The sequence below is a fragment of the Dolosigranulum pigrum ATCC 51524 genome, assembly GCF_000245815.1.
Classification (GTDB): Bacteria; Bacillota; Bacilli; order Lactobacillales; family Carnobacteriaceae_A; genus Dolosigranulum; species Dolosigranulum pigrum.
Genome location: NZ_JH601103.1, coordinates 1452643 through 1479611, shown reverse-complemented (window position 1 = coordinate 1479611; position 26969 = coordinate 1452643). Strand labels below are relative to the sequence as shown.

Annotated in this window: 26 protein-coding genes; 25 read left to right on the top strand and 1 reads right to left on the bottom strand. The window is 40.7% G+C overall.

What is annotated here, in order from left to right:
- Positions 1–2: 2 nt before the first annotated feature.
- From HMPREF9703_RS06735 to HMPREF9703_RS06655, 17 genes are all read left to right on the top strand, one after another.
- Positions 3–581 carry a V-type ATP synthase subunit E family protein gene (locus HMPREF9703_RS06735; protein ID WP_004636587.1) on the top strand — a complete coding sequence of 193 codons (579 nt, stop codon included), beginning with the start codon at positions 3–5 and terminating at the stop codon, positions 579–581.
- A gap of 18 nt (positions 582–599) precedes the next feature.
- Positions 600–1598: a V-type ATPase subunit gene (locus HMPREF9703_RS06730; RefSeq protein WP_004636585.1), complete on the top strand. Its 999-nt coding sequence runs from the start codon at positions 600–602 to the stop codon at positions 1596–1598.
- Positions 1588–1899, top strand: coding sequence for a V-type ATP synthase subunit F (locus HMPREF9703_RS06725; protein WP_004636584.1), 312 nt, complete (start codon positions 1588–1590; stop codon positions 1897–1899). The genes HMPREF9703_RS06730 and HMPREF9703_RS06725 overlap by 11 nt, the downstream gene beginning before the upstream one ends.
- A gap of 20 nt (positions 1900–1919) precedes the next feature.
- A complete protein-coding gene (locus HMPREF9703_RS06720; protein ID WP_111974523.1) occupies positions 1920–3704 on the top strand; it encodes a V-type ATP synthase subunit A in 1785 nt (594 codons plus the stop codon).
- Positions 3697–5073 (top strand): V-type ATP synthase subunit B, encoded by a 1377-nt coding sequence (locus tag HMPREF9703_RS06715; RefSeq protein ID WP_004636580.1) that lies wholly within the window; start codon positions 3697–3699, stop codon positions 5071–5073. The genes HMPREF9703_RS06720 and HMPREF9703_RS06715 overlap by 8 nt, the downstream gene beginning before the upstream one ends.
- 5 nt (positions 5074–5078) lie before the next feature.
- Positions 5079–5723 carry a V-type ATP synthase subunit D gene (locus HMPREF9703_RS06710; protein ID WP_004636579.1) on the top strand — a complete coding sequence of 215 codons (645 nt, stop codon included), beginning with the start codon at positions 5079–5081 and terminating at the stop codon, positions 5721–5723.
- 177 nt (positions 5724–5900) lie between these two features.
- Positions 5901–6518, top strand: coding sequence for a guanylate kinase (gmk, locus tag HMPREF9703_RS06705; protein ID WP_040376840.1), 618 nt, complete (start codon positions 5901–5903; stop codon positions 6516–6518).
- On the top strand, positions 6519–6743 hold the full coding sequence (rpoZ, locus tag HMPREF9703_RS06700) for a DNA-directed RNA polymerase subunit omega (protein WP_004636574.1): 225 nt from the start codon (positions 6519–6521) through the stop codon (positions 6741–6743). It abuts the gene before it with no gap.
- A gap of 104 nt (positions 6744–6847) precedes the next feature.
- Complete coding sequence (gene coaBC, locus HMPREF9703_RS06695) at positions 6848–8050, top strand: bifunctional phosphopantothenoylcysteine decarboxylase/phosphopantothenate--cysteine ligase CoaBC (RefSeq protein ID WP_004636572.1); 1203 nt, start codon at positions 6848–6850, stop codon at positions 8048–8050.
- On the top strand, positions 8050–10464 hold the full coding sequence (gene priA / locus HMPREF9703_RS06690) for a primosomal protein N' (RefSeq protein WP_004636571.1): 2415 nt from the start codon (positions 8050–8052) through the stop codon (positions 10462–10464). Before coaBC ends, priA begins: the two co-directional genes overlap by 1 nt.
- 14 nt (positions 10465–10478) lie before the next feature.
- Complete coding sequence (fmt, locus tag HMPREF9703_RS06685; RefSeq protein ID WP_004636570.1) at positions 10479–11429, top strand: methionyl-tRNA formyltransferase; 951 nt, start codon at positions 10479–10481, stop codon at positions 11427–11429.
- Positions 11410–12750 (top strand): 16S rRNA (cytosine(967)-C(5))-methyltransferase RsmB, encoded by a 1341-nt coding sequence (gene rsmB, locus HMPREF9703_RS06680; RefSeq protein WP_004636569.1) that lies wholly within the window; start codon positions 11410–11412, stop codon positions 12748–12750. The genes fmt and rsmB overlap by 20 nt, the downstream gene beginning before the upstream one ends.
- Before the next feature lie 21 nt (positions 12751–12771).
- Positions 12772–13524: a Stp1/IreP family PP2C-type Ser/Thr phosphatase gene (locus HMPREF9703_RS06675; protein ID WP_004636568.1), complete on the top strand. Its 753-nt coding sequence runs from the start codon at positions 12772–12774 to the stop codon at positions 13522–13524.
- Entirely contained in the window at positions 13525–15504 is a 1980-nt protein-coding gene (gene pknB / locus HMPREF9703_RS06670) for a Stk1 family PASTA domain-containing Ser/Thr kinase (RefSeq protein ID WP_004636567.1), read from the top strand. It begins immediately after the preceding gene.
- Between the two features lie 13 nt (positions 15505–15517).
- Positions 15518–16405, top strand: a complete 888-nt coding sequence (gene rsgA, locus HMPREF9703_RS06665) for a ribosome small subunit-dependent GTPase A (protein ID WP_004636566.1) — start codon at positions 15518–15520, stop codon at positions 16403–16405.
- A gap of 15 nt (positions 16406–16420) precedes the next feature.
- On the top strand, positions 16421–17080 hold the full coding sequence (rpe, locus tag HMPREF9703_RS06660) for a ribulose-phosphate 3-epimerase (protein ID WP_004636565.1): 660 nt from the start codon (positions 16421–16423) through the stop codon (positions 17078–17080).
- The gene (locus HMPREF9703_RS06655) at positions 17077–17721 is read left to right on the top strand and encodes a thiamine diphosphokinase (protein WP_004636564.1); all 645 of its coding nucleotides are present in this window, start codon (positions 17077–17079) and stop codon (positions 17719–17721) included. Before rpe ends, HMPREF9703_RS06655 begins: the two co-directional genes overlap by 4 nt.
- Before the next feature lie 67 nt (positions 17722–17788).
- Here HMPREF9703_RS06655 and rpmB read toward each other — a convergent pair whose 3' ends face one another.
- Positions 17789–17977, bottom strand: coding sequence for a 50S ribosomal protein L28 (gene rpmB / locus HMPREF9703_RS06650; RefSeq protein WP_004636563.1), 189 nt, complete (start codon positions 17975–17977; stop codon positions 17789–17791).
- Positions 17978–18270: 293 nt separating this feature from the next.
- Between rpmB and HMPREF9703_RS06645 the strand changes: the two genes are divergently transcribed.
- From HMPREF9703_RS06645 to opp4B, 8 genes are all read left to right on the top strand, one after another.
- Positions 18271–18624, top strand: a complete 354-nt coding sequence (locus HMPREF9703_RS06645) for an Asp23/Gls24 family envelope stress response protein (RefSeq protein ID WP_004636562.1) — start codon at positions 18271–18273, stop codon at positions 18622–18624.
- A gap of 36 nt (positions 18625–18660) precedes the next feature.
- Positions 18661–20349 carry a DAK2 domain-containing protein gene (locus HMPREF9703_RS06640; RefSeq protein WP_004636561.1) on the top strand — a complete coding sequence of 563 codons (1689 nt, stop codon included), beginning with the start codon at positions 18661–18663 and terminating at the stop codon, positions 20347–20349.
- 71 nt (positions 20350–20420) lie between these two features.
- A complete protein-coding gene (recG, locus tag HMPREF9703_RS06635) occupies positions 20421–22448 on the top strand; it encodes an ATP-dependent DNA helicase RecG (protein ID WP_004636560.1) in 2028 nt (675 codons plus the stop codon).
- A gap of 17 nt (positions 22449–22465) precedes the next feature.
- Positions 22466–23473 (top strand): phosphate acyltransferase PlsX, encoded by a 1008-nt coding sequence (plsX, locus tag HMPREF9703_RS06630; protein ID WP_004636559.1) that lies wholly within the window; start codon positions 22466–22468, stop codon positions 23471–23473.
- Between the two features lie 146 nt (positions 23474–23619).
- Positions 23620–23859 carry an acyl carrier protein gene (gene acpP / locus HMPREF9703_RS06625; protein ID WP_004636558.1) on the top strand — a complete coding sequence of 80 codons (240 nt, stop codon included), beginning with the start codon at positions 23620–23622 and terminating at the stop codon, positions 23857–23859.
- Positions 23860–24006: 147 nt separating this feature from the next.
- The gene (locus HMPREF9703_RS06620) at positions 24007–25014 is read left to right on the top strand and encodes an ABC transporter ATP-binding protein (RefSeq protein ID WP_004636557.1); all 1008 of its coding nucleotides are present in this window, start codon (positions 24007–24009) and stop codon (positions 25012–25014) included.
- Complete coding sequence (locus tag HMPREF9703_RS06615; RefSeq protein ID WP_004636556.1) at positions 25011–25997, top strand: ATP-binding cassette domain-containing protein; 987 nt, start codon at positions 25011–25013, stop codon at positions 25995–25997. Before HMPREF9703_RS06620 ends, HMPREF9703_RS06615 begins: the two co-directional genes overlap by 4 nt.
- 2 nt (positions 25998–25999) lie before the next feature.
- Positions 26000–26962 (top strand): oligopeptide ABC transporter permease, encoded by a 963-nt coding sequence (opp4B, locus tag HMPREF9703_RS06610; RefSeq protein ID WP_004636555.1) that lies wholly within the window; start codon positions 26000–26002, stop codon positions 26960–26962.
- Positions 26963–26969 lie beyond the last annotated feature (7 nt).

The following is a 26969-nucleotide window of genomic DNA, read 5'->3' as shown; positions in this document are numbered from 1 at the left end:
TAGTGACTGATTTGAATAACTTAACATCAAAAGTATTAGAAGAGAAAAAAGCGAGCTTGCAGGAAGAAATTGATCAAGCTGAACAAGAAGTTGCTGATGAAGTGGCAACTTTTGAAGAAGAGGCGGCTGAGCAATTCGAAGCCGACAAAAAAGCAGCGCTAGAAAAGATTGAACGAGAAAAAGATATTCAACAAAATTCAATTAAAATTGAAGAGCGTAATGAGATTCTTAGTCTCAAACAAGACTACATTAAACGCATCTTAGATGAGGCACAAACGAAAATGAATGAGACGAGTGATGATGTTGTTAAGCAGTTTGCTGAACAGACATTGCCACAGTTTGAAGGAGCAGGCCAGATGACGTTGACGCTAGGTGAACATAGTCAGAATGCGTTGACCAGTGATTGGGTTGATCAACAAGCAGTCTCTGGTTTGGAATTGACTGTGTCCGATGAAACAATTGCTAATGAGGCTGGATTTGTCTTAGAGCAAAAAGGAATTGAGTACAATTTCTTATTCAGTGAACTATTGGAAGCTCATCGTAGTCAGTATATTGCTGAAATTAACCAGAAGTTATTTTAATTAAAGGAGGAGATAGGTTTGAACGATACAATTTATGGACCACTGAATACAACTATTCGGTCAAAAGAAAATAATCTCCTTTCTAAGAATCATTTAGAGCGGATGATCGGTGCTGATTCATACACCGATGCTATGAGTGTCTTGCGCGAGACGACTTATCGTAATGATGTGGATGAGATTCAAGCATCCAAAAATTACGATGAGATGTTTATGAAGGAATTAGAAGAAGCTTTCAAAACAGCCTTTGAAGCTGCTCCAGATGCTGATGTGATTGAAGTTATGGCATTGCGCTATGCATACCATAACTTGAAAGTGTTGTTCAAGGAAGACTATTTGGATGATGATCTCAGTCATCTTTATATTCCAATTGGTCGCTACGACATTAGTGAGTTGCGCAAAGCAGTTAAAACGGGGAAATCTACCGTTTTACCTCAGATGTATTTGGACAGCATTATTGAGATGCGTCGAGAGTTAGATGAATATGACAATCCGCAGTCCATTGATATTTTGCTAGATCGTTGTTATTTCAATCACTTGAAGCAGTTAGCCGAACAGACAGGTGAACAAGAGATTGTAGAACTTGTGACGAAAAAAATCGATTTCTACAATATCTCTACACTTATCAGAGCTAAGAGACAAAATAGAGGACGGAATTTCCTCTCAACCATTTTGTCAGATGCGGGATCTTTCAACAAAGAAGACTTAATCCGCCAAGCTGATAGTGGTATTGATGGCTTAATTGATTTTATTAAAAGAAGTCGATATAAAGCCATCGTTGAAGCATTAGATCTGGAAGATGAGCATATATCCGTTGTGCTTGATCGTGCTTTCGATAATGCTTATATGACCGAAATGAAAAAAGCACGGTTAATGACATTTGGACCACTTCCGGTATTAGCATTCTTATATGCGAAGGAGACGGAAGTAATGAACTTGCGATTGATTTTATCTGGAAAAGAAAACAATATTGATACAGAATTAATTAGAGAAAGGATGCGATTGAGTTATGGCCAGTAAAATTGGAGTTGTTGGCGATAAAGATTCCATCCTAGGTTTTAAAATGTTGGGGTTTGATACGAGAATTGTACAAACTGGTAGCGAAGCCCGACAGGTGATTGATGCGATGGCAGAGGATAACTTTGGTATTATTTATTTAACAGAAAAATTTGCTGAAGAAATTCCTGAGACGATCGAGCGCTATGATGCGAAGATGACGCCAGCTGTTATTTTGATTCCTAATTATGATGGATCACGCGGCATAGGTAAAAAACGCGTTCAAGATAACGTAGAAAAAGCTGTCGGTCAAAATATCTTATAGGAGGGTGATGTAACTTGAGTTTGAATAAAGGAGAAATTGTAAGTGTATCAGGTCCTTTGGTTACGGCTAAAGGTATGAGTGATGCCAATATTCAAGATATTTGCCGTGTCGGTAAATTGGGATTAATTGGCGAAGTAATTGAAATGCGTAATGATGTCGCTTCTATCCAGGTCTACGAAGAAACATCTATGGTTGGACCCGGGGAAGAAGTTGAAATTACCGGAGAACCATTATCAGTTGAGTTAGCACCGGGTATGATTTCACGCATGTTCGATGGGATTCAACGTCCGCTACAAGACTTTATGGACAAAACAGATAGTAACTTCTTGGAACGTGGTGTAGAGGTTGATCCACTTGACCGAAATGATAAATGGACTTTCGAACCAAAAGTTAGTGTTGGAGATGAAGTTACGACTGGTGATATTGTCGGTGTGGTTCAAGAATCAAAAGTTATTGAACACCGTATTATGGTACCAGTGGGTGTCAGTGGAAAAGTGACCGATATTAAATCAGGTGACTTCACGATTGAAGAGACTATTTATACCTTAGAGACAGAATCTGGCGAAAAAGATTTCAATATGATTCAAAAATGGCCAGTACGTCAAGGTCGACCAGTTCAAGAAAAGATTAGCCCGGAAGAACCTTTAGTCACGGGACAGCGTGTTATTGATACACTGTTCCCAGTTGCTAAAGGAGGAGCAGCAACGGTACCTGGCCCATTCGGAGCTGGAAAAACCGTCGTCCAACACCAAATTGCAAAATGGGCTGACGTAGACTTAGTTGTCTATATTGGTTGTGGTGAACGTGGTAATGAGATGACAGAGGTAATTAACGAGTTTCCAAAATTGATTGACCCGAATACTGGTGAGTCAATCATGGAACGTACGATTTTGATTGCTAACACATCTAACATGCCAGTTGCCGCGCGTGAAGCGTCTATTTATACAGGAATTACAATCGCAGAATACTACCGTGATATGGGTTATTCTGTTGCGGTTATGGCGGACTCAACTTCACGTTGGGCAGAAGCATTGCGTGAGATGTCAGGTCGTCTAGAAGAGATGCCTGGGGATGAAGGATATCCTGCTTATCTAGGTTCGCGTATTGCGGAATACTATGAACGTGCAGGGATGGTTCACCCGCTTGGTAATAATGGTGAGCGTGTCGGAAGTATTACGGCGATTGGAGCCGTTTCGCCTCCAGGTGGGGATACCTCTGAGCCAGTCACACAGAATACCTTGCGTGTGGCAAAAGTATTCTGGGCACTAGATAGTGGATTGTCTCAACGTCGACACTTCCCAGCAATTAACTGGTTGGATTCTTACTCACTCTATTCTGGTCGTGTTAATAAGTATATCGGCAAAGATCACGATGTGAAGTGGCCAGAGTTGGTCTCTCGAGCGCGTGTTACCCTACAGAAAGAGTCTGAGTTAAAAGAAATTGTTCAATTAGTTGGTGTAGAATCGCTCTCTGAAGCGGACCGTGTGACAATGACTGTTGCTGCTATGTTACGTGAAGACTTCTTACAACAGAATGCTTACGATGATGTGGATACGTACACACCACTGAAAAAACAAATTAAAATGATGGAAATTATTTTAACGTTCGAAGATGAAGCTCGAAAAGCGTTAGAATTAGGTTCTTACTACGATGAAATATCTAAAGGAACGGTTCAGTTGCGTGAGCGAATCGGACGAATGAAATACATTTCTGAAGATGAATTTGATAGATTCCTTGAGATTGAGAACTCTATCGAAGACGTTATGAAAGAAATTGTCCAAAAAGGTGGTGGATCGGATGCTTAAAGAGTATAAAACAGTATCAGAGGTTGTCGGACCGCTAATGACCGTTGAAGGTGTTGAAGGTGTTAAGTTCGATGAGCTAGTTGAGATTGAATTACAAAACGGTGAACGTCGCCAAGGTCAGGTCTTAGAAATCGAAGGCGATAAAGCGATTGTTCAAATTTTTGAAGGATCAGAAGGAATTAACTTGCCTGACACTAAAGTTCGTTTCTTAGGTCGCCCATTATCACTAGATGTATCTGAAGATATGATCGGACGTACATTCGATGGAATGGGTCGCGTGAATGATGGAGGACCAGACTTAATTCCAGAAAAAACATTGGATATTAACGGGAAAGCTATTAACCCCGTTGCTCGTATGTATCCAGATGAGTTTATCCAAACAGGGGTATCTACAATTGACCACTTAAACACATTAGTTCGTGGCCAAAAGTTACCCGTGTTCTCTGCAAGTGGTCTACCTCACGAAGAATTGGCAGCTCAAATTGCGCGTCAAGCACAAGTTGTCGGAACCGATGAAGAATTTGCCGTTGTCTTCGCAGCGGTTGGTATTACGCATGAAGAGGCAGAATTCTTCATGAATGACTTCAAAGAAACAGGTGCGATCGATCGTTCAGTTGTCTTCATTAACTTGGCAGATGACCCAGCGATTGAGCGTATTGCCACTCCTCGTATGGCTCTAACCGCAGCTGAATACTTGGCATTCGAAAAAGATATGCACGTCTTAATTATTACAACAGACATGACGAACTATGCGAATGCGCTTCGTGAAATTTCGGCTGCTCGTCGTGAGGTACCAGGTCGTCGTGGTTATCCAGGTTACTTATACACGAACTTGGCAACCTTGTATGAACGTGCGGGACGTTTAGAAGGAATTAATGGATCAGTTACTCAAATTCCAATCTTAACGATGCCGGAAGAAGATATTACGCACCCAATTCCGGACTTGACCGGATATATTACAGAGGGGCAAATTATCCTCTCCCGTGAGTTGGAAAACAAAGGAATTGAACCGCCTATCGACATTTTACCATCACTATCTCGTCTAAAAGATGAAGGAATTGGTGAAGGTAAAACACGTGAAGACCACGCACCAACCATGAACCAAATCTTTGCTGCTTATGCCCAAGGAAAAGAAGCTAAAGAATTAGCGAACGTTCTTGGTGAAGCCGCGTTATCTGAATCAGATAAAAAATATGTGGCGTTTACGGATCGCTTTGAAGAAGAGTATGTTAACCAAGGAAGTTACACGAACCGTTCAATTGATGAATCGATTGAACTTGGTTGGGATCTTCTGAAAATCTTGCCACGCGAAGAATTGAAACGAATTAAAGATGAAATGCTAGATAAATACTTGCCTAAGGAAGGGTGAGGTAGATGGCGAAGAAACTAAATGTCAACCCTACCCGAATGGAGCTGTCTAACTTAAAGGACCGGCTCGAACTCGCTTCTCGTGGTCACAAGTTGTTGAAAGACAAACGTGATGAGTTAATGCGACAATTTATTGGACTCATTAAGAAAAACAACGAATTACGAGAAGAAGTAGAAGAAAAGTTGAAGCAAGGAATGCAATCTTTCTCGATTGCTAAATCCTTACTTCATGAGAATTATCTCGAAGAATTAATGGCTATTCCATCTCGAAGTGTTCAGTTAAATCTAGATCAGAAGAACATTATGAGTGTGCGCGTGCCACAGATGACGTTTGATTACAGTAGTGATGCGAGCGATATTTCAAGCATCGAATACGGTTATTTAAACTCAAACGGAGAACTGGACCGCACCTTTAAACAGTTCATCGATGTGATGCCTGATATGTTGGAGTTGGCTGAAATTGAAAAATCTTGTCAGTTGATGGCTGATGAGATTGAGAAGACGCGTCGACGCGTTAATGCCCTCGAACATATGACCATTCCACGTCTAGAGGAGACCATTTACTTTATTGAGATGAAGCTAGAAGAAAAAGAGCGGGCAAGTATTACTCGCTTGATGAAAGTTAAAGATATGGGAGAAGAGAAAGAATAATTCTGCCATTAAAAATAATGAGACAAAGAGTAAGGCTGTTGCCTTGCTCTTTTGTTATAGGCAAAATGATTTTCATGTTATATTTTTTAGAAAACAGAAAAAATTGACCAATCTGGTAACAATGGAGAGCTTTTTGTGTTAAACTATTATACATAACGGAATTGGAAAGGATTTTGTGTGGTGGGACGTGGATTATTACTTGTTCTCTCCGGCCCGTCAGGTGTGGGGAAGGGAACAGTTCGTAAACATATATTTGATCATTATAATAATGATTTTGATTATTCAATATCGATGACAACACGAGATAAGCGAGAGGGAGAAGTTGAAGGACAAGATTATTACTTCCGCTCACGTGAAGCGTTCGAACAATTAATCGAGAGTGGTGGCTTGTTGGAATATGCTGAATATGTTGGCAACTATTATGGGACACCCCTTGAGTATGTGAACGAAACATTGGAAGCAGGTCGCGATGTGTTTTTGGAGATTGAAGTGCAAGGCGCGTTGAAAGTACGCAATAAGATGCCAGAAGCGATTTTTATCTTTTTATCACCGCCTAATTTAGGTGAATTAGAGAATCGGATAACTGGTCGTGGCACAGATAGCAGTGATATGATCAAAAAACGCATGAAAAAAGCAGTCGACGAATTGAAACTCATTCAGTATTACGATTACGTTGTTGAGAATGATGATGTCGATAAAGCGGCACAAAAAATTAGACATATTATTGAAAGCGAACATTTGAAAGTGTCTCGTAATTTAGGAGCGTATACAAAAATTATTGAGGAGATGAATTAAATGTTATTACACCCTTCATTGGATAAGTTGCTTAATCGGATCGATTCAAAATATTCATTAGTAATGTTAAGTGCTAAACGAGCACACCAACTTGCTGAAGACGAATCATCAGATGGTGAGGAAATGTTAGAAGAATACCAATCTATCCGCAATGTTGGTAAAGCATTAGAAGAGATTGAAGCCGGCGATTTAGTCATTGATTCTAGCCAGCTAAATAAAGAATAAGACAAATTGATACCTTTGTTATTAACGTAGCAAGGGGTTCTTTTGTATGTAGAGAAATAAACAGACAGGTTCACTTAAGATAGAGAAATGATGGAGGGATACAAGTGTTAGAAGGGAAAAAAATTGCGTTATACGTGACGGGTGGTATTTCTGCTTATAAAGCTGTTGTATTGTTGCGCGAATTAATTAAACAAGGAGCATCGGTAAGAGTCGCGATGACTGACCATGCGACTGAATTTGTTGCTCCTTTAACATTTAGTGTGTTAAGCAAACATCCTGTTTATACAGACACCTTTGATACTTCGCAGCCAGATTCGATTGATCATATTGCGTTAGCAGATTGGGCGGATCACTCGATTATTGCTCCAGCAACTGCTAATATATTAAGCAAAGTGGCTAATGGATTGGCCGATGATTTTGTCTCGACTAGTTTAATTGCAACAGACCATCCGCTCTTTTTTGTGCCAGCAATGAATAATAAGATGTATCAAAATGCAGCCACGCAGCGCAATATAAAGCAGTTAGAAGCTGATGATCATGTGGTAATGACGCCAGATACAGGGTTTTTGGCAGAAGGATATGAGGGGAAAGGACGCTTCCCAGAATATGGGCGCATTATCGATGAATTCACGCAATTAGTTGTCAGTGACCGTACATTATTAGCAGGGAAGCGATTTGTTATTACAGCGGGGGGAACGAAGGAATACATTGACCCCGTACGGACCTTGACGAATAAATCATCTGGCAAAATGGGTCATGCTCTAGCAGATGCAGCCACGTTAGCCGGGGCAGAGGTGACTTTAATTACAACAAGTCAGTTACCTGTCTCTAGCCTTGTTGATGTTATTCAAGTCGAAACAGCTGAACAGATGTTAGATCATACGACAGAAGCCTTCCAACAAGCAGATACGGTAATTATGGCAGCTGCTGTCTCAGATTATCGTCCGGAGAATATATCCGAACAAAAAATAAAAAAACAAGACCATTTAACATTAGAATTGTCCTTGAATCCCGATATCCTTCAACTATTAGGTCAACGCAAAAAAGAAGGCCAGTTTACAATCGGTTTTGCAGCTGAAACAGACCACTTAGAACAATATGCTCAAGATAAGTTAACGAAAAAAGCAGCCGATATGATTATTGCCAATGATGTCTCGTGTCAAGATCAAGGCTTTAATGTCGATCAAAATGAAGTCACTATTTTTACGAAAGAAGGCGACCGTAAGCACTTGCCACTTAACTCAAAGACTGCTTTAGCGCGAGACATTATAGCATTTGTTGCTGAGTACATGAAAGAAGGGAAATAATGCCACAAATTGCGGAAGTTATCGTTGATGTGCCGGTGATGCAGACGAATAGTCCATACAGTTACCGTATTCCTCCGCATTTAGAACACAAATTATTACCCGGCATGCGTGTGATTGTCCCGTTCGGTCAAGGGGATCGAAAAATTCAAGGCTTTGTGGTTAAAACTGCTGATGTGACTGAGTTTGATGGTCAGTTAAAAGAAATTAGCCAAATTATGGATTTAACGCCGGTCTTGAGTGATGAATTGATTCAATTGGGTGAGAAAATGGCTAACGAGACATTTAGTTTTCGCATTAGTTGCTATCAGACAATGCTTCCGGCCGTTCTGCGCGCACAATATGATAAACATATTATTCCAACTGATGCACTGTCAAACGCTGAGCGGGCGAAGTTGTTTGGAGATGAGACTTATTTATCGTGGGCTCAAGCGGAAGAGCAAGGTATTTTGGACACTTTACTGGATTTAAAACAACAAGAACAAGTGGATGTGGTTTATAAAGTATCCGATCGTGCCAATAAAAAGATGCGAAAGTATGTTATTCCGCTGTTGAGCAATGATGAGATTGAAGAAGCATTGGAACAAGTCCGCACGAATGCCACTCGTCAAATTGAATTGTTAGAAGTATTTAAGCAATTGGATGGAGCCGAAATTTTATGGTCACAATTACGCGATGAGTATGGTATCACGCCGGCGCTCCTTAATCGAGCAGAAGAAGAGCATTGGTGTGAGGTACGTGAAGTTGAAGTATATCGCGATCCTTTTGCGCATAAAGATATCGCCATCTCAGAGAAGTTAGAACTAACACCAGATCAGCAAGCAGCGTATGATCAGATTGCGCAGTCTATTCAAGCGCGTCAACAAGATGTTTTTTTACTACAAGGAGTAACTGGTAGCGGGAAGACGGAAGTGTACTTACAGACGATTGCACAAGTGCTTGAGCGGGGCGAAGGAGCGATTATGCTGGTGCCCGAAATTGCGCTCACACCGCAGATGGCCTACCGCTTTAAGAGTCGCTTTCAAGAAGCAGTTGCGGTCTTACATAGTGGCTTATCAGACGGTGAGAAGTACGATGAATGGCGAAAAATTAAACGAGGTGAAGCAAAGATTGTCGTTGGGGCACGATCCAGTATTTTTGCGCCGATTGATCATCTTGGACTAATTATTATCGATGAAGAGCATGAGACTACTTATAAGCAAGAAGATACCCCCCGTTATCATGCGCGTGATGTCGCGATGTGGCGGGCTGCTTACCACAGTTGTCCGGTTATTTTAGGGAGTGCGACCCCCTCATTGGAGTCAAAAGCGCGTGCTTACAAAGGGGTTTATCAACTGTTAGAATTACCAGACCGAGTGAATGATAAACCGTTGCCTCCGATTGAAGTAGTCGATATGAGAGAGGAATATAAGCGTGGTAATCGGTCGTCTTTTTCGCACGTCTTAATGGAGCAAATGCAAGAACGGATTAATCGTGGGGAACAAGTGGTCTTGCTTCTTAATCGGCGTGGTTATTCATCGTTTATGATGTGCCGTGATTGTGGATATGTTTTGGAGTGTCCGAATTGTGACATATCCCAAACGCTTCATATGGATACGAAGACAATGAAATGTCACTATTGTGGGCATGAAGAAGCTATTCCTCAAAAGTGCCCAACGTGTCAGAGTCCCAACATTCGTTATTACGGGACAGGTACGCAGAAGATTGAAGAAGAATTACAAGATGTGTTGCCGGGAGCCCGGATTATTCGGATGGATGTCGATACCACTCGGCGTAAGGGAGCTCACGAACGTTTACTCGGGCAATTTGAAGATAAAGAGGCAGATATTCTACTTGGGACACAAATGATTGCTAAAGGATTGGATTTTCCTAATGTGACGTTAGTGGGGGTGTTGAATGCAGATACAGCACTCGGTCTGCCTGATTTTCGCTCAGCCGAAAGTACATTCCAATTGCTGACACAAGTGAGTGGACGAGCAGGACGTGGCCAAAAAGATGGTCGGGTTATTATACAGACATTTAATCCAGGACATTATGCCATCCAATTAGCGCAAGCTTATGATTATGAGACATTTTTTAAAAAAGAAATGCATCTAAGGCGACTCAGTCAGTATAGTCCGTATTATTTTTTAGTGCGGGTGATGGTGAGTCATGAGGATGAATTAATAGCAAGTAAGAAAATGGCTGAAATCGTTGCAGAACTAAGGCCAACGTTGAGTGATGAGGCGATTATTTTAGGGCCAACGCCAAAGAGTATTGCTCGAACACATAATCGCTATCATTTCCAGACCATTATTAAATATAAACAAGAAGATGCTTTAAAAACAAAGTTACATGAACTACTTATAGCGAGTCAACAAGACATCGCTCGTGGATTATATATTTCAATTGATCCTAAACCGATGAATTTTATTTAAGGAGCGGATATGTAATGAAGAAAATTATTTTTATGGGAACCCCGCAATTCTCAGTACCGATTTTAGAAGCTTTATGTGAACAAACAGGGATTGAAGTACAATGTGTGGTCACTCAACCCGATCGAAAAGTCGGGCGCAAGCGCGTGTTGACCGCACCACCAGTGAAACAATGTGCCGAACGGTTCGGAATTAATGTCTTGCAGCCAGAAACCATTCGTGGATCAGAGGAACTGGATATTATGAAAGAGTTAGCTCCAGATTTAATTATAACGGCTGCATTTGGTCAATTTTTGCCAAAAGAATTGCTTGATTTGCCGACTTATGGAGCAATTAATATTCATGCATCACTATTGCCGAAATATCGCGGAGCCGCTCCGATTCATTATGCGATTAAGAATGGTGATGAGAAGACGGGCGTGACCATTATGTATATGACACCGAAGATGGATGCCGGGGATATGTTAGCGAAGCGAGAAATGACCATCCAAGATCAGCACGATACGGGTGATTTATTTGAAGCATTGAGTTTATTGGGACGCGATTTATTAATCGATACCTTGCCGAAACTATTCAATAATGAGCTAACTCCGGTACCGCAAGATGAGAGTCAAGTGACTTATGCTCCAATGATTTCATCAGAAGAGGAAGAAATTGACTGGACAGAGAGTGCACGAGCGATTTATAATAAAGTACGAGCTTTTAGACCGTTTCCAAGTACGCATACGTTTTTCCAAGGTGAGCGATTTAAGCTGTGGGAAGTAGCGGAAGTAGCGGGCAATACAGCAGCGTCGCCGGGGGAGATTATTCATGTGTCACCGGATGAATTACATGTTGCTGCGGGTGATGGGAATGGGATAGCGTTAATCCGAGTCCAACCAGCGGGCAAGTCTAAAATGTCGATTACAAGTTATCTACAAGGAGCAACGATAGAAGAAGGGATGCAATTTGAGCAAGTCAACTGCTAGAGAATTAGCTGTTCAATTATTAGAGCGTACGGAACAAGATGGGGCCTATACTAATTTGATCTTAAATCAGGTGATTACAGAAGAGGATCTGTCACCGCAAGAACGCGCCTTGTTAACTGAATTAGTCTATGGTGTGATGCAAAATAAACGATTAATTGATTATTATTTATCGAAGTTTTTAAAACCGTCACAAAAATTAGATGGCTGGGTGCGACAGTTATTGCGTGTCGCGGTCTATCAATTAGTTTTTTTAGATCAGATCCCGACGTATGCAGCAATCAATGAAGCTGTCCAATATGCGAAGCGTCGCGGTCATCGCGGCATATCAGGTCTAGTGAATGGCGTTTTACGCAATATTGATCGTCATCCATTAAAATCTTTGGATGAGATAACATCAAAAATTGAGCGAATCGGAACGCAATATAGCTTGCCGGATTGGTTAGTTAAGCAATTAGTTGCCGATTATGGTGAAGAGACTACTGAAGCTATTGCTCAAAGTTTCAACAAGCGGGCGCATGTCTCCGTGCGAGTAAATACGAACCAGCTGTCACGAGATGAAGTATTAGAACAATTGCAAGTAGCAGGATTTGAAGTGACGCGGAGTGAGCTATCTCCGGTGGGGCTTATCATTCAAGGGGGCTTACCGACAGATACCGAATTATTCCAGCAAGGGGCCATCACCATTCAAGATGAAGCCGCGATGTTAGTGGCACCAGCACTTGAAGTTACGCCATCAGATTATGTATGGGATGCGTGTGCTGCCCCAGGAGGGAAATCAGCTCATATAGCCACCTACCTAGATAATGCCTCTGGTGGGCAATTGCTCAGTACTGATATTCACCCTCACAAATTATCACTGATCCAAGCCTCACTTGACCGCCAAAAACAGGATGATAAGAGTCGAGTTGAACAGTTGGATGCACGTGAAGTTGTTGCGCAGTATGGCTCAGAACAGTTCGACAAAATCTTGGTGGATGCGCCCTGCTCAGGAGTCGGGTTACTGCGACGTAAGCCAGATATTCGCTTTCAAAAATCAGCTTATACGAGCCAGGCATTAGCTCAGAGCCAATCGGAGATTTTGGCAGCAGCTGCAGAAGCTTTAAAGGTTGGCGGTCGATTAGTGTATGCGACCTGTACCATTCTAAAAGAAGAGAATGAAGCAGTTATAGAAGCCTTCTTAAAGCAGCATTCGAATTTTCAGTTGTGCCGTATTCCACTAGAGCAAGAAGCACTAGCGAATGATGGAATGGTAACGATTTTGCCACATCAGTTTGAGAGCGATGGATTCTTTATTGCAGCACTAAAAAAGATCGGATCATAGAAAGAAACAGAGGTGATTATAATGGGGATACAAATTGATTCTTTCATCGGTAACCGCTTATCGAATGAGGATTATGCAGATGTATTTATAAATCAACAACAGCAGCTGATGGCTGTTTTATGTGATGGAATGGGGGGCCATAATGGGGGTGAAGTGGCTAGTCGACAGGCTGTTGAACAACTGGGTGACTTATGGAAAACAACTGAAATTACGAATCAAGATGAGCTGACCAGCTGGATTACTACAAGTATTAACCGAGTAAACGCCGCAATTTATCAAGCGGGCTTGGAACAATCTGATTTAGCTGGGATGGGAACAACATTAGTAGCGATGTTTTGCCTAGAGAAGACCATTATAATTGCCAATGTGGGGGATAGTCGCGCTTATATAGTTAATCGCCAGCACCAAGTGGAACAAATTACAGAAGATCATTCCTATGCGCATGAGCTGTTTTTACGCGGGGAGATTACGAAACAAGAAGAATTGAATCATCAACAACGCCATATGCTGACGCGTTCTCTAGGTGTAGGGCGAACGATTGAGGTTGATTTATTTCAGAAGGATTTAACCGATATCCGTTACGTATTCTTATGTTCGGATGGCTTGTCGAATAATTTGTCCGAGAGTGAGATTGTGTCAATCTTGAATCAAGACACGTATTCAAAAGCCGAAAAATCACAAGCATTAATTGACCAGTCGTATAAAAATGGCTCGAATGATAATATCTCAATTGTCTTAATGGATATGGATCAGATGCAGGAAGGAGGGAGTTAATTGGAAACAGGACAGCGAATTAATGGACGCTATGAAGTGAAGCGACTGCTTGGTTCGGGAGGGATGGCAGAAGTCTTTTTAGCATATGATTTGATTTTGGACCGACAAGTTGCCGTTAAGATGTTGGCATATAATTTTAAGAATGATCGTGAGAGTTTGCGCCGATTTACCCGGGAAGCAACTTCGACGACTGAGTTGATGCATCCGAATATTGTCAATATTTATGATGTGGGTGAAGCTCATGTTCCGTATATTGTGATGGAATATATCGGCGGGACGGATTTGAAGGAATATATTAATCGACATCATCCAATTGCGCATCAGACCGTCGTATCAATTATGGATAAGATTTTGAGCGCGATTAGTTATGCCCACAGTCAAGGCGTGATTCACCGCGATATTAAGCCGTATAATATTTTAATCGATGAAAAAGGAACTGTTAAAATTACTGACTTCGGGATCGCATTAGCTCTATCTCAAAATTCATTAACCCAGACGAATTCATTGTTGGGCTCTGTCCATTACATCTCGCCGGAACAAGCACGAGGAGCCATAGCAACGAAGGCATCTGATATTTATTCATTAGGAATTTTACTCTATGAATTATTGACAGGAACCGTGCCCTTTAAGGGAGAATCAGCGGTCTCTATTGCACTAAAGCATTTCCAGAATGATTTCCCTTCTGTTCGGGATCAGCAACCTAGCATTCCTCAAGCGCTAGAAAATGTTATCTTAAAAGCTACCGCAAAAGATCCCAATCATCGTTATAGTAGTGTCGAGGCGATGCGCGAAGATTTACAGACTGTCCTTGATCCATCGCGTCGTTATGAAGAAAAGTTCCTGCCCCCTAATATTAATGCAGACCAGACAAAACGATTGACGCCGATTGCTCCTGTTGTTGCCGATGATAATTCCGCTGAAGAGGCGGTTAAAACGTACAATCCAACAAGCTCAGCAACCACTGATATGCCAGAAGCTCCTGCTACATCGAAGAAAAAAAGTAAATGGTGGGTGTGGTTACTGTTTCTACTCATTATACCAGTTGCATTTGTATACTTTGTGATGATGTCAGCACCGGGTGAGGTAGATGTACCTAATTTGATGGGCTATACTGTGGCGCAAGTGCAAGCGGAATTAGATACATTGAATCTTGAGGTGGGTGAGGTGATCAACCAACCAAATGATGAAATAGCAGAAGGTCAAGTGATAAAATCAGACCCTGCATCAGGTGCAAGTGTGAAAGAAGGTCAAGCGATTAATTTATTTGTCAGCTCGGGACAAGAGCCCATTACACTAGAAGATTATACGAACAAAGATTTTAATCAGATGAAGGCCCAACTGACCGAACTAGGATTTCGGGTTGAGCGCGAAGATGTCTATCATGATACGATTGAGCATGAAAAAATTGTAAGTCAAGATATTGAGGCCGGGCGTGAAGTGGTTCCCGGTGAAACAACTATTACATTCGAAGTCAGCCTTGGTCCAGAAGGCTTTCCGTTTAAAAATTTAGCCGGGTATTCCCGTACAGGAGTAGAAGATTACATCGGTGAGCATCAGTTGAATGCGACGATTGAAGAAGCTTATTCTAGTCAAGTTCCAGAAGGTCAAGTGATTTCACAACGCCCAGAACCGGGCACCTTGCTTTACAAACAGTCAGATGTGGCAGTGGTGTTCTCTATAGGGCCAGAACCAGTAAAAACAGAAACATTTGAGCGAACAATTAAGATAGATTATGTACCGACAGCTGATGAATCTCAGGAAGATGACGACGATGATGAACGTTCACAACGTCGCCCTAATAAAGTCCGGGTATATATCTCGGATGCGGATCATAATATGGAAGAACCCGTTCATTCATTCGACAGTATGGAAGATACGGAACTGACCTTGAAGTTCACCGTTGAGAAAGGGAAGCGAGCTAAATATAGAGTAGTTGTTGATGGAAATATTGTAGCAGAACAGAGCGTATCAAATCATTAGGAGGTTATTATTGGTGCAAACAGGACGAATTACGAAAGCATTAAGTGGATTCTATTATGTCACAACAGATGATAATCAGACTTACCAGACAAGGGCGCGAGGTGTCTTCCGGAATCAAGATATATCACCTTATGTGGGAGATTATGTTGAGTTTTCACTTGATGAGAATGAAGAAGGAACTATTCAAGCGATTTTAGAGCGAAAAAATCAACTCTCCCGACCACAAGTAGTAAATGTTGAGGTGGGCTGTGTGGTGACTTCAGCGGTTGAACCGGCCTTTAACACGCAGCTTTTAGACCGCTTCTTAGTACAGTTAGAAGCACACCATATTCAGCCTGCTATTTTAGTGACAAAATTGGACTTGATTGATCAAGATGCCATACACCGATTAAAGGACTATCAAGCATACTATCAATCATTGGGCTATCCATTTATCTTGGTGGATCAGGACAACCTGGATGCTACCAAAAAAGCATTAAGCCAAGTGATTCAAGGCCAACTAGCCGTCTTTATGGGGCAATCAGGGGTTGGGAAATCAACGTTACTGAATGCTATCGATCCATCTTTAAACTTTAAAACAGCTGAAACGTCTAAAGCACTTGGGCGTGGTCGCCATACGACGCGACATGTTGAACTAGTTGCCGCTCTCGGTGGATTAATTGCGGATACACCGGGTTTTAGTGCTCTAGAATTTGCTGATATTGAGAAAGAATCCTTGCGTGAATGTTTCCCAGAATGTTGGGAGCGCCGTGCTGCATGTAAGTTTCGCGGATGTCTCCATTATAAAGAACCCAAATGTGCTGTTAAGCAAGCAGTGGCTGCGGGTGATATATTAGAAGAGCGATATGCGCATTATATTTTATTTTTAGAAGAAATTATAAACCGAAAACCTGTGTATTAAAAAAGGAGCGATAATGTGAAAGTAGCACCATCAATTTTAAGTGCCGATTTTTCCCAGTTGAGACAAGATATTGAATTGATTGAACGTGAAGGAGCTGATTGGGTTCATGTAGATGTGATGGACGGTCAGTTCGTGCCCAATATCACTTTTGGTCCTAATGTGGTTGAAGCAATTCGTCCGCATACGTCATTGCCATTGGATGTGCATTTAATGATAGTAGATCCTGACCGTTATATTAATGCGTTTGCTGAAGCAGGAGCGGATATTATTACTATTCATGCAGAAAGCACCGATCACCTTCATCGTAGTCTTCAACTGATTAATCAGTTGAATGTTAAATCAGGAGTAGCAATTAATCCAGGAACACCGGTTTCTGCGATTGAGCCGGTCTTGGATCTGGTTGATCTGGTTCTAGTTATGACGGTGAATCCTGGTTTTGGTGGACAATCGTTTATAGACTCAACTGTTCAGAAGATGGCTCAGTTGAACGATTTGCGCCAGCAACATGACTATCACTATGCAATTGAAGTAGATGGTGGGATTAAAGCAGGGCCAGAAACAGTGCGTTGTTTAGAAGCAGGGGTGGATGTATTCGTGGCGGGTTCTTATATTTATGGCGCGGAAGATCCTGCCGAGCGGATTGCTAAGCTGAAAGCAGTTGGTGAGCCAGCATGATCATTCATCTCGTCTTAGGGGCCCCGAGAGAAGAGCCGTTGACCCTTGATTATCAGTCGGGTGATTTATGTGTAGGGGTTGATTATGGAGCGATTTATTTATTAAATGCCGGTTATCCGGTCGATTTAGCGATTGGCGATTTTGATTCGGTGACTGAACATGAATGGCAACAAATTAAAAAAGAAAGCCAGCGTGTAGAAAAATTTCAAGCGGATAAAGATGATACTGATACGGAGTTAGCGTTATTACATGCGCTAAATTTATCTGACGAGGCCCCCATTCATATTCATAACTGGATCGGTGGACGTTTGGATCATTTTTTAAGTATTTTGTATTTAGTTTATCAAGAAAGGTTCCAAGCGGTTTTGTCAAGATTAGTCTTCTGTAGTCCTAAAAATAGCTTACGGGTCTATCAGCCCGGTCACTATCAAGTTGAGCAAGCTCATTCTGATAATTATCTCTCTTATATCGGATTGACCCCAATTAAAGGATTGACACTGCGCCAAGTGAAATATACTTTGGAGAGTGCCGATTATGATGTGCCGAGAGCCCTTATTAGCAATGAATTCTTGGCAGAAGGACAGCCGGCTGAATTTTCTTTCGAGAGTGGCTTGTTGGCTGTTATTCAGAGTCGTGATTAATATGTATAGCACACATAAAAAAGCATGCAATTATCTGAGTTGATAACTGCATGCTTTCTAATTATAATTATACACGTTCAACTTTACCTGATTTTAAGGCACGAGCTGAAACCCATACTTTTTTAATTTTACCGTCTTCTTTGATTCTAACTTTTTGTAAGTTAGCACCAAATGTACGTTTTGTTTTGTTGTTTGCGTTTGAACGCTGGTTTCCTCGTTTAGCTTTACGTCCTGTTACGTAACATTCTTTAGCCATTTTAATATCCCCCTTTTGATAAATATGTCAGTGCTCACTTGATGAACAAATGAAACACTCACTAACACTTGCATATGATACCATATTTGGCCATCTATAACAAGTTTTAGATGAATTTTTCTAAAAATAAAGGGGCGGAATTTTGAACTATATGTTTGAATATGGTAGAATAGGGGATGATTAAGTCTATTGAATAGAAATTGAATAGAACTAATTTAATTTACATTCAATTTAACTTATATATATAATTACAATACTATCTTAGAAGCATCACTTGTGAAAGGGGTAAGTGTATGTCAGTTAATATGAGAACAAAAAATGGGATGATTGAGATTTCAACGAACGTGATTGCAACCGTTGTCGGTGGTGTAGCAACCGAGGTATTTGGTATCGTAGGTATGGCTAGCCGTCAACAAGTTAGAGATGGGTTTTATGAAATTTTGAAGCGCGATAATTATGCACGCGGAATTGAAATTCGTCAAGATGATCAAGATATTCATGTGGATGTCTATATAATTGTCAGCTACGGTATTAAGATTTCAGAAGTATCCAGAAATGTTCAGGAACAAGTTCGCTATCAATTAGAAGCTCAGCTTGGGATTAAAGCAACGTCCGTTAATATTTATGTACAAGGCGTTCGGGTATAGCGATTAGTAGCGGATAATTAGGAGGCATAGAAAACAGTGGAATTTAAAGAGATTAAAGCAAAAGATTTTAAAGATATGGTATTAGCTGGTCGACAGCGACTAGAAGAACAATCTGAATATGTTAACTCATTGAACGTTTTTCCGGTACCGGATGGCGATACCGGAACGAATATGAACTTAACCTTTACAAGTGGTGCCAAGTCTGTCCGTGAAAGTACAGCTGATCATGTGGGACAATTGACTAAAGCATTGTCAAAAGGTTTGTTAATGGGGGCACGCGGGAACTCTGGCGTAATTTTATCACAATTATTCCGAGGTTTTTCCAAAAGTGTAGAAGAACTTAACACATTAAATGCCAAACAACTGGCTCAAGCTTTCCAAAGTGGAGTAGATTCGGCGTATAATGCAGTCATGAAGCCCGTTGAAGGAACAGTCTTAACCGTAGCACGTGAATCAGCTAGTGCTGGGATTGAGCGTTCTGAACAAACTGACGATATTATTGAAGTGATGCGTGCGGTACTAGACGAAGCCAAAGCATCATTAAAACGAACACCAGAATTACTGGAAGTGTTGAAGGAAGTCGGTGTTGTCGATAGTGGTGGGCAAGGACTTGTTTATGTTTATGAAGGGTTCTTATCATCACTAACGGGAGAAGCACCTGTAGTAACGGAAGATGATGAAATTTCATTGGAAGAACTTGTTCAAGCTGAACATCACCGTAATGGCGTTCACGATTCTGTTAATAGTGAAGATATTGAGTTTGGTTATTGTACTGAAATCATGGTCCGAGTTGGTGAAGGTGAGACAGTCGAAGAAACATTCGATTACGAAACGTTCCGTAATTATTTAAACGACTTAGGGGATTCATTGCTTGTTGTCGCTGATGATGAAATTATTAAAGTCCACGTTCACACAGAGCGTCCGGGAGAAGTAATGAATTACGGCCAACGATTCGGTTCATTAATCAAAATAAAAGTTGATAATATGCGCGAACAGCACTCTGAACTTTCAGGAGCAGAGAAGAAAACAGCTCCTGATTTATCAAAATCACAGCACACGAAAAAACCTAAAGAAACAGCTATCATTGCGATTGCAGCGGGTGAAGGACTCAAGGGATTGTTTGAAAGCTTAGGCGTTGATTACGTCCTTACAGGTGGCCAGACGATGAATCCAAGTACTGAAGATATTGTAGAAGCGATGAACCAAGCGCCAGCGAAGTCATACATTATTCTGCCCAATAACAAGAATATCTTCATGGCAGCTGAACAGGCCTGTGAAGTGATCGATGTACCGGCTAAGGTTGTCGAGACTAAAACAATTCAGCAAGGTTTCTCCGCATTATTAGGCTACATCGAAACCCAAAGTTTAGATGAGAATGTAGCAGCAATGACTGAAGAAATCAGCTTTATTACGTCGGGTCAAATTACGAATGCTGTACGTGATACAGAAATTAATGGTGTGTCCATCAAAAAAGATGATTTCTTAGGGATTATCGATGGTGAGATTAAAGTAAGTCATGCTGACCGTCTAGAATCACTAATTCGTACGATTCAACAAATGGTAGATGATGACAGTGAAATTATTACGCTCTTCTTTGGTGAAGCTGTCTCTGAAAAAGAAGCAGTGGATGTTCTTGAGCGCTTAGAAGATATTTTCGATGCTTACGAAATTGAAACCCACCGCGGGGATCAACCTGTTTATCCATACCTCATTTCAGTTGAATAAATCATCGAAGCAGGACAATAGTATAACGTGTACTATTGTTCTGTTTCTTTCATTTAAAAGGAGCGAAGTGTATGAGCCGATCGATACAAGATAATATGAAGGAACTCAGTGGTGTGGGCCCAAAACGAGCAGAAGCCTTAAAACAACTTGGCGTAGAGACCGTTTATGATTTACTAACCTTTTATCCATTTCGTTATGAGGACTTGACGGTTAAGTCGATCGAATCGATAGAAGATAAGGAAAAAGTTGTTTTAGAAGGAGAAGCTGTCTCGGAGGGAACGGTGAGTTACTTTGGCCATAAGAAGAGTCGCTTTTCTTTTCGGCTCAATGTGGAGAAAGTGATTGTACCAGTGACGTTCTTCAATCAGCCATATTTGAAGCAATACGTTCATGCTGGCGAAAGTACTCGAGTATTTGGCGTGTGGGATGCGCGTCGGATGTCCTTGACGGGGATTAAGATGATTGGACAGCAGAAGTCCGATCATGAAGCGGTCTACTCTTCGAATAAACAGATTAATCAACAGATAATCTTCAAGCTTATTAAGCAAGCTTGGGATCAATATCAATCGCTTATACCTGATTACTTGCCCACTGATATTATTGATAAATATGGATTAATGCCTTTTTCAGAGGCAATTCGAACCATTCACTTTCCCACAGAAGCAGATGATATAGCTACTGCTCGAAAAACGTTAATTTTCTTTGAGTTTTTGCTTTATCAACTAAAACTTAATCAGTTACGAAAAAAACAACATGAATCAGTGCAAGGACAAATCAATTCATACGATATTCAGCAATTAAAGGGATTTTTTGCTAATTTATCATTTGAGTTAACCGATGCTCAGAAACGTGTTGTGAATGAGATTAGTAAAGACTTACTGCGACCCATTCAAATGTTTCGGCTACTTCAAGGAGATGTTGGAAGTGGGAAAACCATTGTAGCTGCAGCGAGTTTGTTTTCTGTATGGACAGCGGGAAAGCAGACTGCACTTATGGCACCGACTGAAATATTGGCAGAACAACATTTTCATAGTTTAAGCGAGTTATTCAATCATTATGAGCTGAAGGTAGCCTTACTGACGGGCTCATTGACGAATAAGGAAAAACAAGCTATTTATGATCAGTTGCGATTAGGTGAACTCGATTGTGTCATTGGAACACATGCTCTTATTCAAGAACAGGTTCAGTTTCAAAATCTGGGACTAATTATTATTGATGAGCAGCACCGTTTCGGGGTGAATCAACGAAAAATGTTGCGTGAAAAAGGAGATCATCCGGACGTTTTATTTATGACAGCTACACCAATTCCGCGAACTCTTTCGATTACAGCGTTTGGGGAAATGGACATTTCTGTGATTGATGAAATGCCACCGGGACGTCAACCAGTTAAGACAATTTGGATTAGACCGCAACAGACAGATCAATTGAAGCAATTTATTGCGAAGCAGTTAGCCCAGAACTCACAAGTCTATGTAATTAGTCCGTTAATTGAAGAGTCTGAACATCTGGATGTGCAGAATGTGACGGATTTGCACCGAATTTATAGCAGTTTTTTCCCGAATCACCAAGTTGGGTTACTCCATGGACAAATGTCAGCGGAAGATAAGCAACATATTATTGAGCAATTTGCTGATAATAAGATGCAGATACTGGTGTCAACAACGGTTATTGAAGTAGGGGTTAATGTGCCCAATGCGACACTTATGATTATTCATGATGCGGATCGTTTTGGACTGGCTCAGTTACACCAATTGCGTGGACGTGTTGGACGTGGCAGTAAGAAGGCGCACTGTGTTTTAATTGCTGATCCAAAGACAGAGTCAGGGATTGAGCGGATGCAGACCATTACAGAAGTGACGGATGGTTTCCAATTAAGTGAACGTGATTTGCAAATGCGGGGGCCAGGGGAATTATTTGGACATAAGCAATCTGGAGTGCCTGAGTTCAAGATCGGTGACATTGTTGAGCATGCCCCGATTTTAGAAGAAGCACGAATAGAAAGTATATTGTTATTAAATGATGATGAACGCTTGAATAGTCCGGCATATAAGCCGTTGTATCAAGCATTCAATCAAGATACTCAAGCGACACTAGATTAGACTATAGGAGGAAAATTATGAAAATAGCTGTAGATGCGATGGGTGGAGATCATGCCCCTCAAGCCATTGTAAGAGGAGCCGAACAAGCAGCCCAGCAGTTTCGCGATATTCGTGTGGTCTTATATGGAGATAAGGAGGCGATTCTGCCTCACTTAGAACAACCAGAATTAGTTGATATTGTCCACACAACAGAAAAAGTAGCTAGTGATGATGATCCAGTGCGAGCTGTTCGCCGTAAAAAAAATGCATCCATGGTTCTAGCGGCCCGTGAAGTTAAAGAAGGTAAAGTAGATGCCGTTATCTCAGCGGGAAATACGGGTGCACTACTGGCAGCAGGCACCTTAATTGTGGGACGGATTAAAGGAATTGATCGCCCAGCATTAATGTCTACCATGCCATCCTTAGAAGGAGAGCGAGAAGCATTTACGTTTATGGATTTAGGTGCGAATGCTGATTGTAAGCCAGAGCAACTTCATCAGTTTGGGATTCTGGGTTCGTATTATGCGGCGAGTATTCGTCAGATTGATCAGCCGACAGTAGCACTCTTGAATAATGGAACTGAAGATAATAAAGGGAATATGTTGTCTAAGGAAGCCTTCAAGTTATTGCAAGAAGATCAGTCACTCAATTTTGTCGGAAATGTTGAAGCGCGTGATATATTGCAAGCACCCGCTGATGTGATTGTAACTGACGGATTTACTGGAAATGCCGTCTTGAAGTCGATTGAAGGCACTGCTAAATCATTAATGAATATCATTAAATCGACCATTCAATCAGGCAGTTTTACAACGAAATTAGGTGGATTGCTTGTCAAGAAGGATTTAAGTTCTATTAAAGATACATTGGATTATTCTAAATATGGTGGGGCAGTACTATTTGGACTCAAGGCCCCCGTCATTAAGACACATGGATCAGCTAATGAAGAAGCGGTCTACCATACGATTAAACAAGCGCGCGATATATTGCGAGCAGGAGTAATTGATCAGCTGCGCGAAGCCTTTGATCCGCAAAATGAAAATAAATAGATTTTGTGAAAATTAAAAAAATAGGCTAGTAAAACAGAAACGTATGCGTTAAAATGTTAAAGTAAGAATAAATAAGTGTAAAGTTGCAAAAAGATTAATAAATTAATGTAACTTACTCATAAATAAACCTTATAGGAGGGGTAACGATGAACGAACAACAAGTATTTGATAAAATCAGAACCATTATTGTTGATCAGCTCGGTGTTGATGAGGATAAAATTACACGGGATACCACTTTTCAAGATGATCTAGGAGCAGATTCTTTAGAAATTGTTGAATTGGTGATGGAAATGGAAGATCAATTTGGTCGCGAAATCCCTGATGAAGATGCAGAAAATCTCACTACAGTGGGGAAAGCTGTTGATTATGTCATGAGCCAACAATAACATCTCCTAATTAATCCATATCATGAGATGAAATTAAATTAAGTTTAAAAAAAGACTTGAAATTTTAGACTATTACTTTAAAATAGAACTAACGTACTTTTTATTTAAGGGACGTTTAATCAGAAAGATTATATTAGGAGGTTTAGTATGGCTGTTGAAAAAAGCTTATTAGAAATTAATAATTTGTCGGTTGGCTTCCGATACGGCGATAAATTTTACAATGCAGTTGATGATGTTTCATTAACGCTTGAAAAAGATGAAATTCTAGCTATCGTAGGTGAATCTGGAAGTGGGAAATCAACCTTAGCTACGGCGATCATTGGTTTACATGACCCATTGAATACTCGCGTTGAAGGCGAGATTATTTACCAAGACTACGATCTGAATAAATTAAATGAAAAATTATACAATAAAATTAGAGGTAATGATATTGGGATGATTTTCCAAGATCCACTCGGAACTCTAAACCCAGTTATGACGGTTTACAAGCAGATTGCGGAATCATTACTTTACCATACAGATATGAATGAAGAACAGCGTAAAGCGCGCGTATTAGAACTCTTGAATCAGGTAGGTATTCCGCGACCGGAACAAGTAATGAAAGCTTATCCACATGAACTATCAGGTGGGATGCGTCAACGTGTTGTTATTGCGATTGCTTTGGCGAATAAGCCACCTATTTTAATTGCAGATGAGCCAACAACTGCTCTTGATGTAACGATTCAAGCGCAAATTTTGGACCTGATGAATGATATCCAAGAAGAAACACATAACGGAATTATTTTAATTACACACGATTTAGGTGTTGTGGCTGAAACAGCCGATCGCGTTGCGGTTATGTATGCTGGTCAAATCGTTGAAGAAGCACCGGTTGAGGAATTATTTGCTAATCCAAAACACCCATACACAAGATCACTCTTGAAATCTGTACCACATGAGTTGGCAGATGGAGAAGAATTGCACGTTATTCACGGAACAGTGCCGTCACTTCAGAACTTACCGCGTACGGGAGATCGCTTCAAGGATCGTATTCCATGGATGAATGATGATGCTTTCGATGATGATCCACAATTGACTGAAATTGCACCAGGGCACAAAGTACGAGGTAATTCTTGGAAACATTTCTATTTCCCAGGAGAGGAGAATAAGGCATGAGTTTAATTGAATTAAGAGATTTGAAAGTGCATTACCCAATCCGTGGGGGAATCTTTAATACAATTCAAGATTATGTGAAAGCCGTCGATGGTGTTTCACTTGAGATTGATAGTGGAAAAACTTATGGATTAGTTGGAGAATCGGGTTCAGGGAAATCAACTATCGGAAAAGCGTTGATTGGATTAGAGCCGATTACATCAGGAAAAATCTTCTATAATGGAAAAGATGTTACAGGTAAAGCAAGAAGTCTGAAAAAAGAATATGCGGATTATAATAAAGATGTTCAAATGATTTTCCAAGATTCAACATCTTCATTAAACCCGAAAAAACGGATTAAAGATGTAATTGCTGAGCCAATGCGTAACTACTTTAACTACACACACGACGAAGAGAAGCGCAAGGTAATCGAATTACTTGAGATTGTTGGGATGCGTGAAGAAGTATTATACCGCTACCCACATGAATTCTCAGGTGGACAGCGCCAACGTATCGGAGTAGCGCGAGCAGTGGCTAGTAACCCACAATTAATTATTGCCGATGAGCCTACTTCGGCCCTTGACTTATCTGTTCAAGCGCAAGTACTTAACTTTATGAAACGAATTCAAGAAGAGTTCGAATTAAGTTATTTATTTATTTCACACGACTTAGGTGTGGTAAAACATATGTCAGATAATTTAGCGATTATGCACAAAGGACGCTTCGTTGAACAAGGAGTTAAAGAAAAAGTTTATACTAATCCGCAGCATATTTATACTAAGCGTCTATTATCAGCTATTCCAGATATGGATCCAAGTGTCAGAGAAGCACATAAAGCTGAGAGACGTCGCGTAGAAGAAGTCTACCAAAAAGAACAAACAGGCTACTACGATGAAAACGGTCGTGTTTATGATTTGCAAGACTTTGAGGAAGGACATCAAGTTGCTTTCAACCCAGATGGCCACCGAGATAATCCTTCGACTCGATTTGAAAAAGGAGGACATTAATTATGTGGAAAACAGTTGTACGACGATTGTTAATTATGATTCCTCAAATTTTACTTTTGAGTATATTAGTATTCGTTGTTGCCGAATTTATGCCGGGAGATGCATTGACTGGGTTGATTGATCCGAATATTGACCCTGCACGATTAGAAGAATTACGTGAACAGATGGGCTTAAATGACCCGCTACCTGTTCGTTACTTCGATTGGATTACGAATGCTTTAAAAGGGGACTTCGGGCGAAGCTTCACGTATAAAGTACCCGTTAGCCGAATTATTGGAGCGCGAGCAATTAACTCTATTCGTCTAGGTTTTGTATCATTATTCTTTGCTTACGCTATTGCCTTGCCATTTGGTTTGTTATCTGGACGCTATGATGATTCATGGTTCGATCGTTTCGTTTTACTCTACAACTACATCAGTTACGCTATTCCAACCTTTGTATTAGCTTTACTTATGTTATTTATTTTTGGTTACCAATTAGGTTGGTTCCCAACAGGTGGAACAGTTGATATTCGTCTAGAACCAGGCACATGGGCGTATTATAAAGATATGATTTATCGCCTAATTCTACCAGGCTTTACTGGAGGAGTTCTTGGAACAGTTGGTGTTACGCAAATCTTGCGTAGTGAAGTTATCGATGCGAAGAGTCGCGATTACGTGCGTACTGCTCGATCAAAAGGTGTCCCAATTGGTAAAGTATATTCTAAACATATTTTCAGAAATGCATTCTTACCAATTGCTTCATCAATCGGATTTGTTATCGTCGGATTATTAAGTGGATCAATCTTTATCGAACAAATTTTCACGTACAGTGGAATGGGAACATTATTCTTAGGCTCAATTAACGGTCGAGATTACCCAGTTGTTATTACACTTGTCTTATTGTACGGTGTGATCTCAATTATTTCATCATTGATATCTGATATTATTATGAGTCTTGTCGATCCACGAATTCGAATTGACTAGATGACGC

Bases quoted from the DNA above. Each gene is read 5' to 3' on its own strand.
- HMPREF9703_RS06725 (WP_004636584.1), top strand. From the start codon at position 1,588: ATGGCCAGTAAAATTGGAGTTGTTGGCGATAAAGATTCCATCCTAGGT.
- HMPREF9703_RS06715 (WP_004636580.1), top strand. From the start codon at position 3,697: ATGCTTAAAGAGTATAAAACAGTATCAGAGGTTGTCGGACCGCTAATG.
- HMPREF9703_RS06710 (WP_004636579.1), top strand. From the start codon at position 5,079: ATGGCGAAGAAACTAAATGTCAACCCTACCCGAATGGAGCTGTCTAAC.
- rpoZ (WP_004636574.1), top strand. From the start codon at position 6,519: ATGTTATTACACCCTTCATTGGATAAGTTGCTTAATCGGATCGATTCA.
- priA (WP_004636571.1), top strand. From the start codon at position 8,050: ATGCCACAAATTGCGGAAGTTATCGTTGATGTGCCGGTGATGCAGACG.
- fmt (WP_004636570.1), top strand. From the start codon at position 10,479: ATGAAGAAAATTATTTTTATGGGAACCCCGCAATTCTCAGTACCGATT.
- HMPREF9703_RS06675 (WP_004636568.1), top strand. From the start codon at position 12,772: ATGGGGATACAAATTGATTCTTTCATCGGTAACCGCTTATCGAATGAG.
- HMPREF9703_RS06655 (WP_004636564.1), top strand. From the start codon at position 17,077: ATGATCATTCATCTCGTCTTAGGGGCCCCGAGAGAAGAGCCGTTGACC.
- rpmB (WP_004636563.1), bottom strand. From the start codon at position 17,977: ATGGCTAAAGAATGTTACGTAACAGGACGTAAAGCTAAACGAGGAAAC.
- HMPREF9703_RS06645 (WP_004636562.1), top strand. From the start codon at position 18,271: ATGTCAGTTAATATGAGAACAAAAAATGGGATGATTGAGATTTCAACG.
- recG (WP_004636560.1), top strand. From the start codon at position 20,421: ATGAGCCGATCGATACAAGATAATATGAAGGAACTCAGTGGTGTGGGC.
- plsX (WP_004636559.1), top strand. From the start codon at position 22,466: ATGAAAATAGCTGTAGATGCGATGGGTGGAGATCATGCCCCTCAAGCC.
- acpP (WP_004636558.1), top strand. From the start codon at position 23,620: ATGAACGAACAACAAGTATTTGATAAAATCAGAACCATTATTGTTGAT.
- HMPREF9703_RS06620 (WP_004636557.1), top strand. From the start codon at position 24,007: ATGGCTGTTGAAAAAAGCTTATTAGAAATTAATAATTTGTCGGTTGGC.
- HMPREF9703_RS06615 (WP_004636556.1), top strand. From the start codon at position 25,011: ATGAGTTTAATTGAATTAAGAGATTTGAAAGTGCATTACCCAATCCGT.
- opp4B (WP_004636555.1), top strand. From the start codon at position 26,000: ATGTGGAAAACAGTTGTACGACGATTGTTAATTATGATTCCTCAAATT.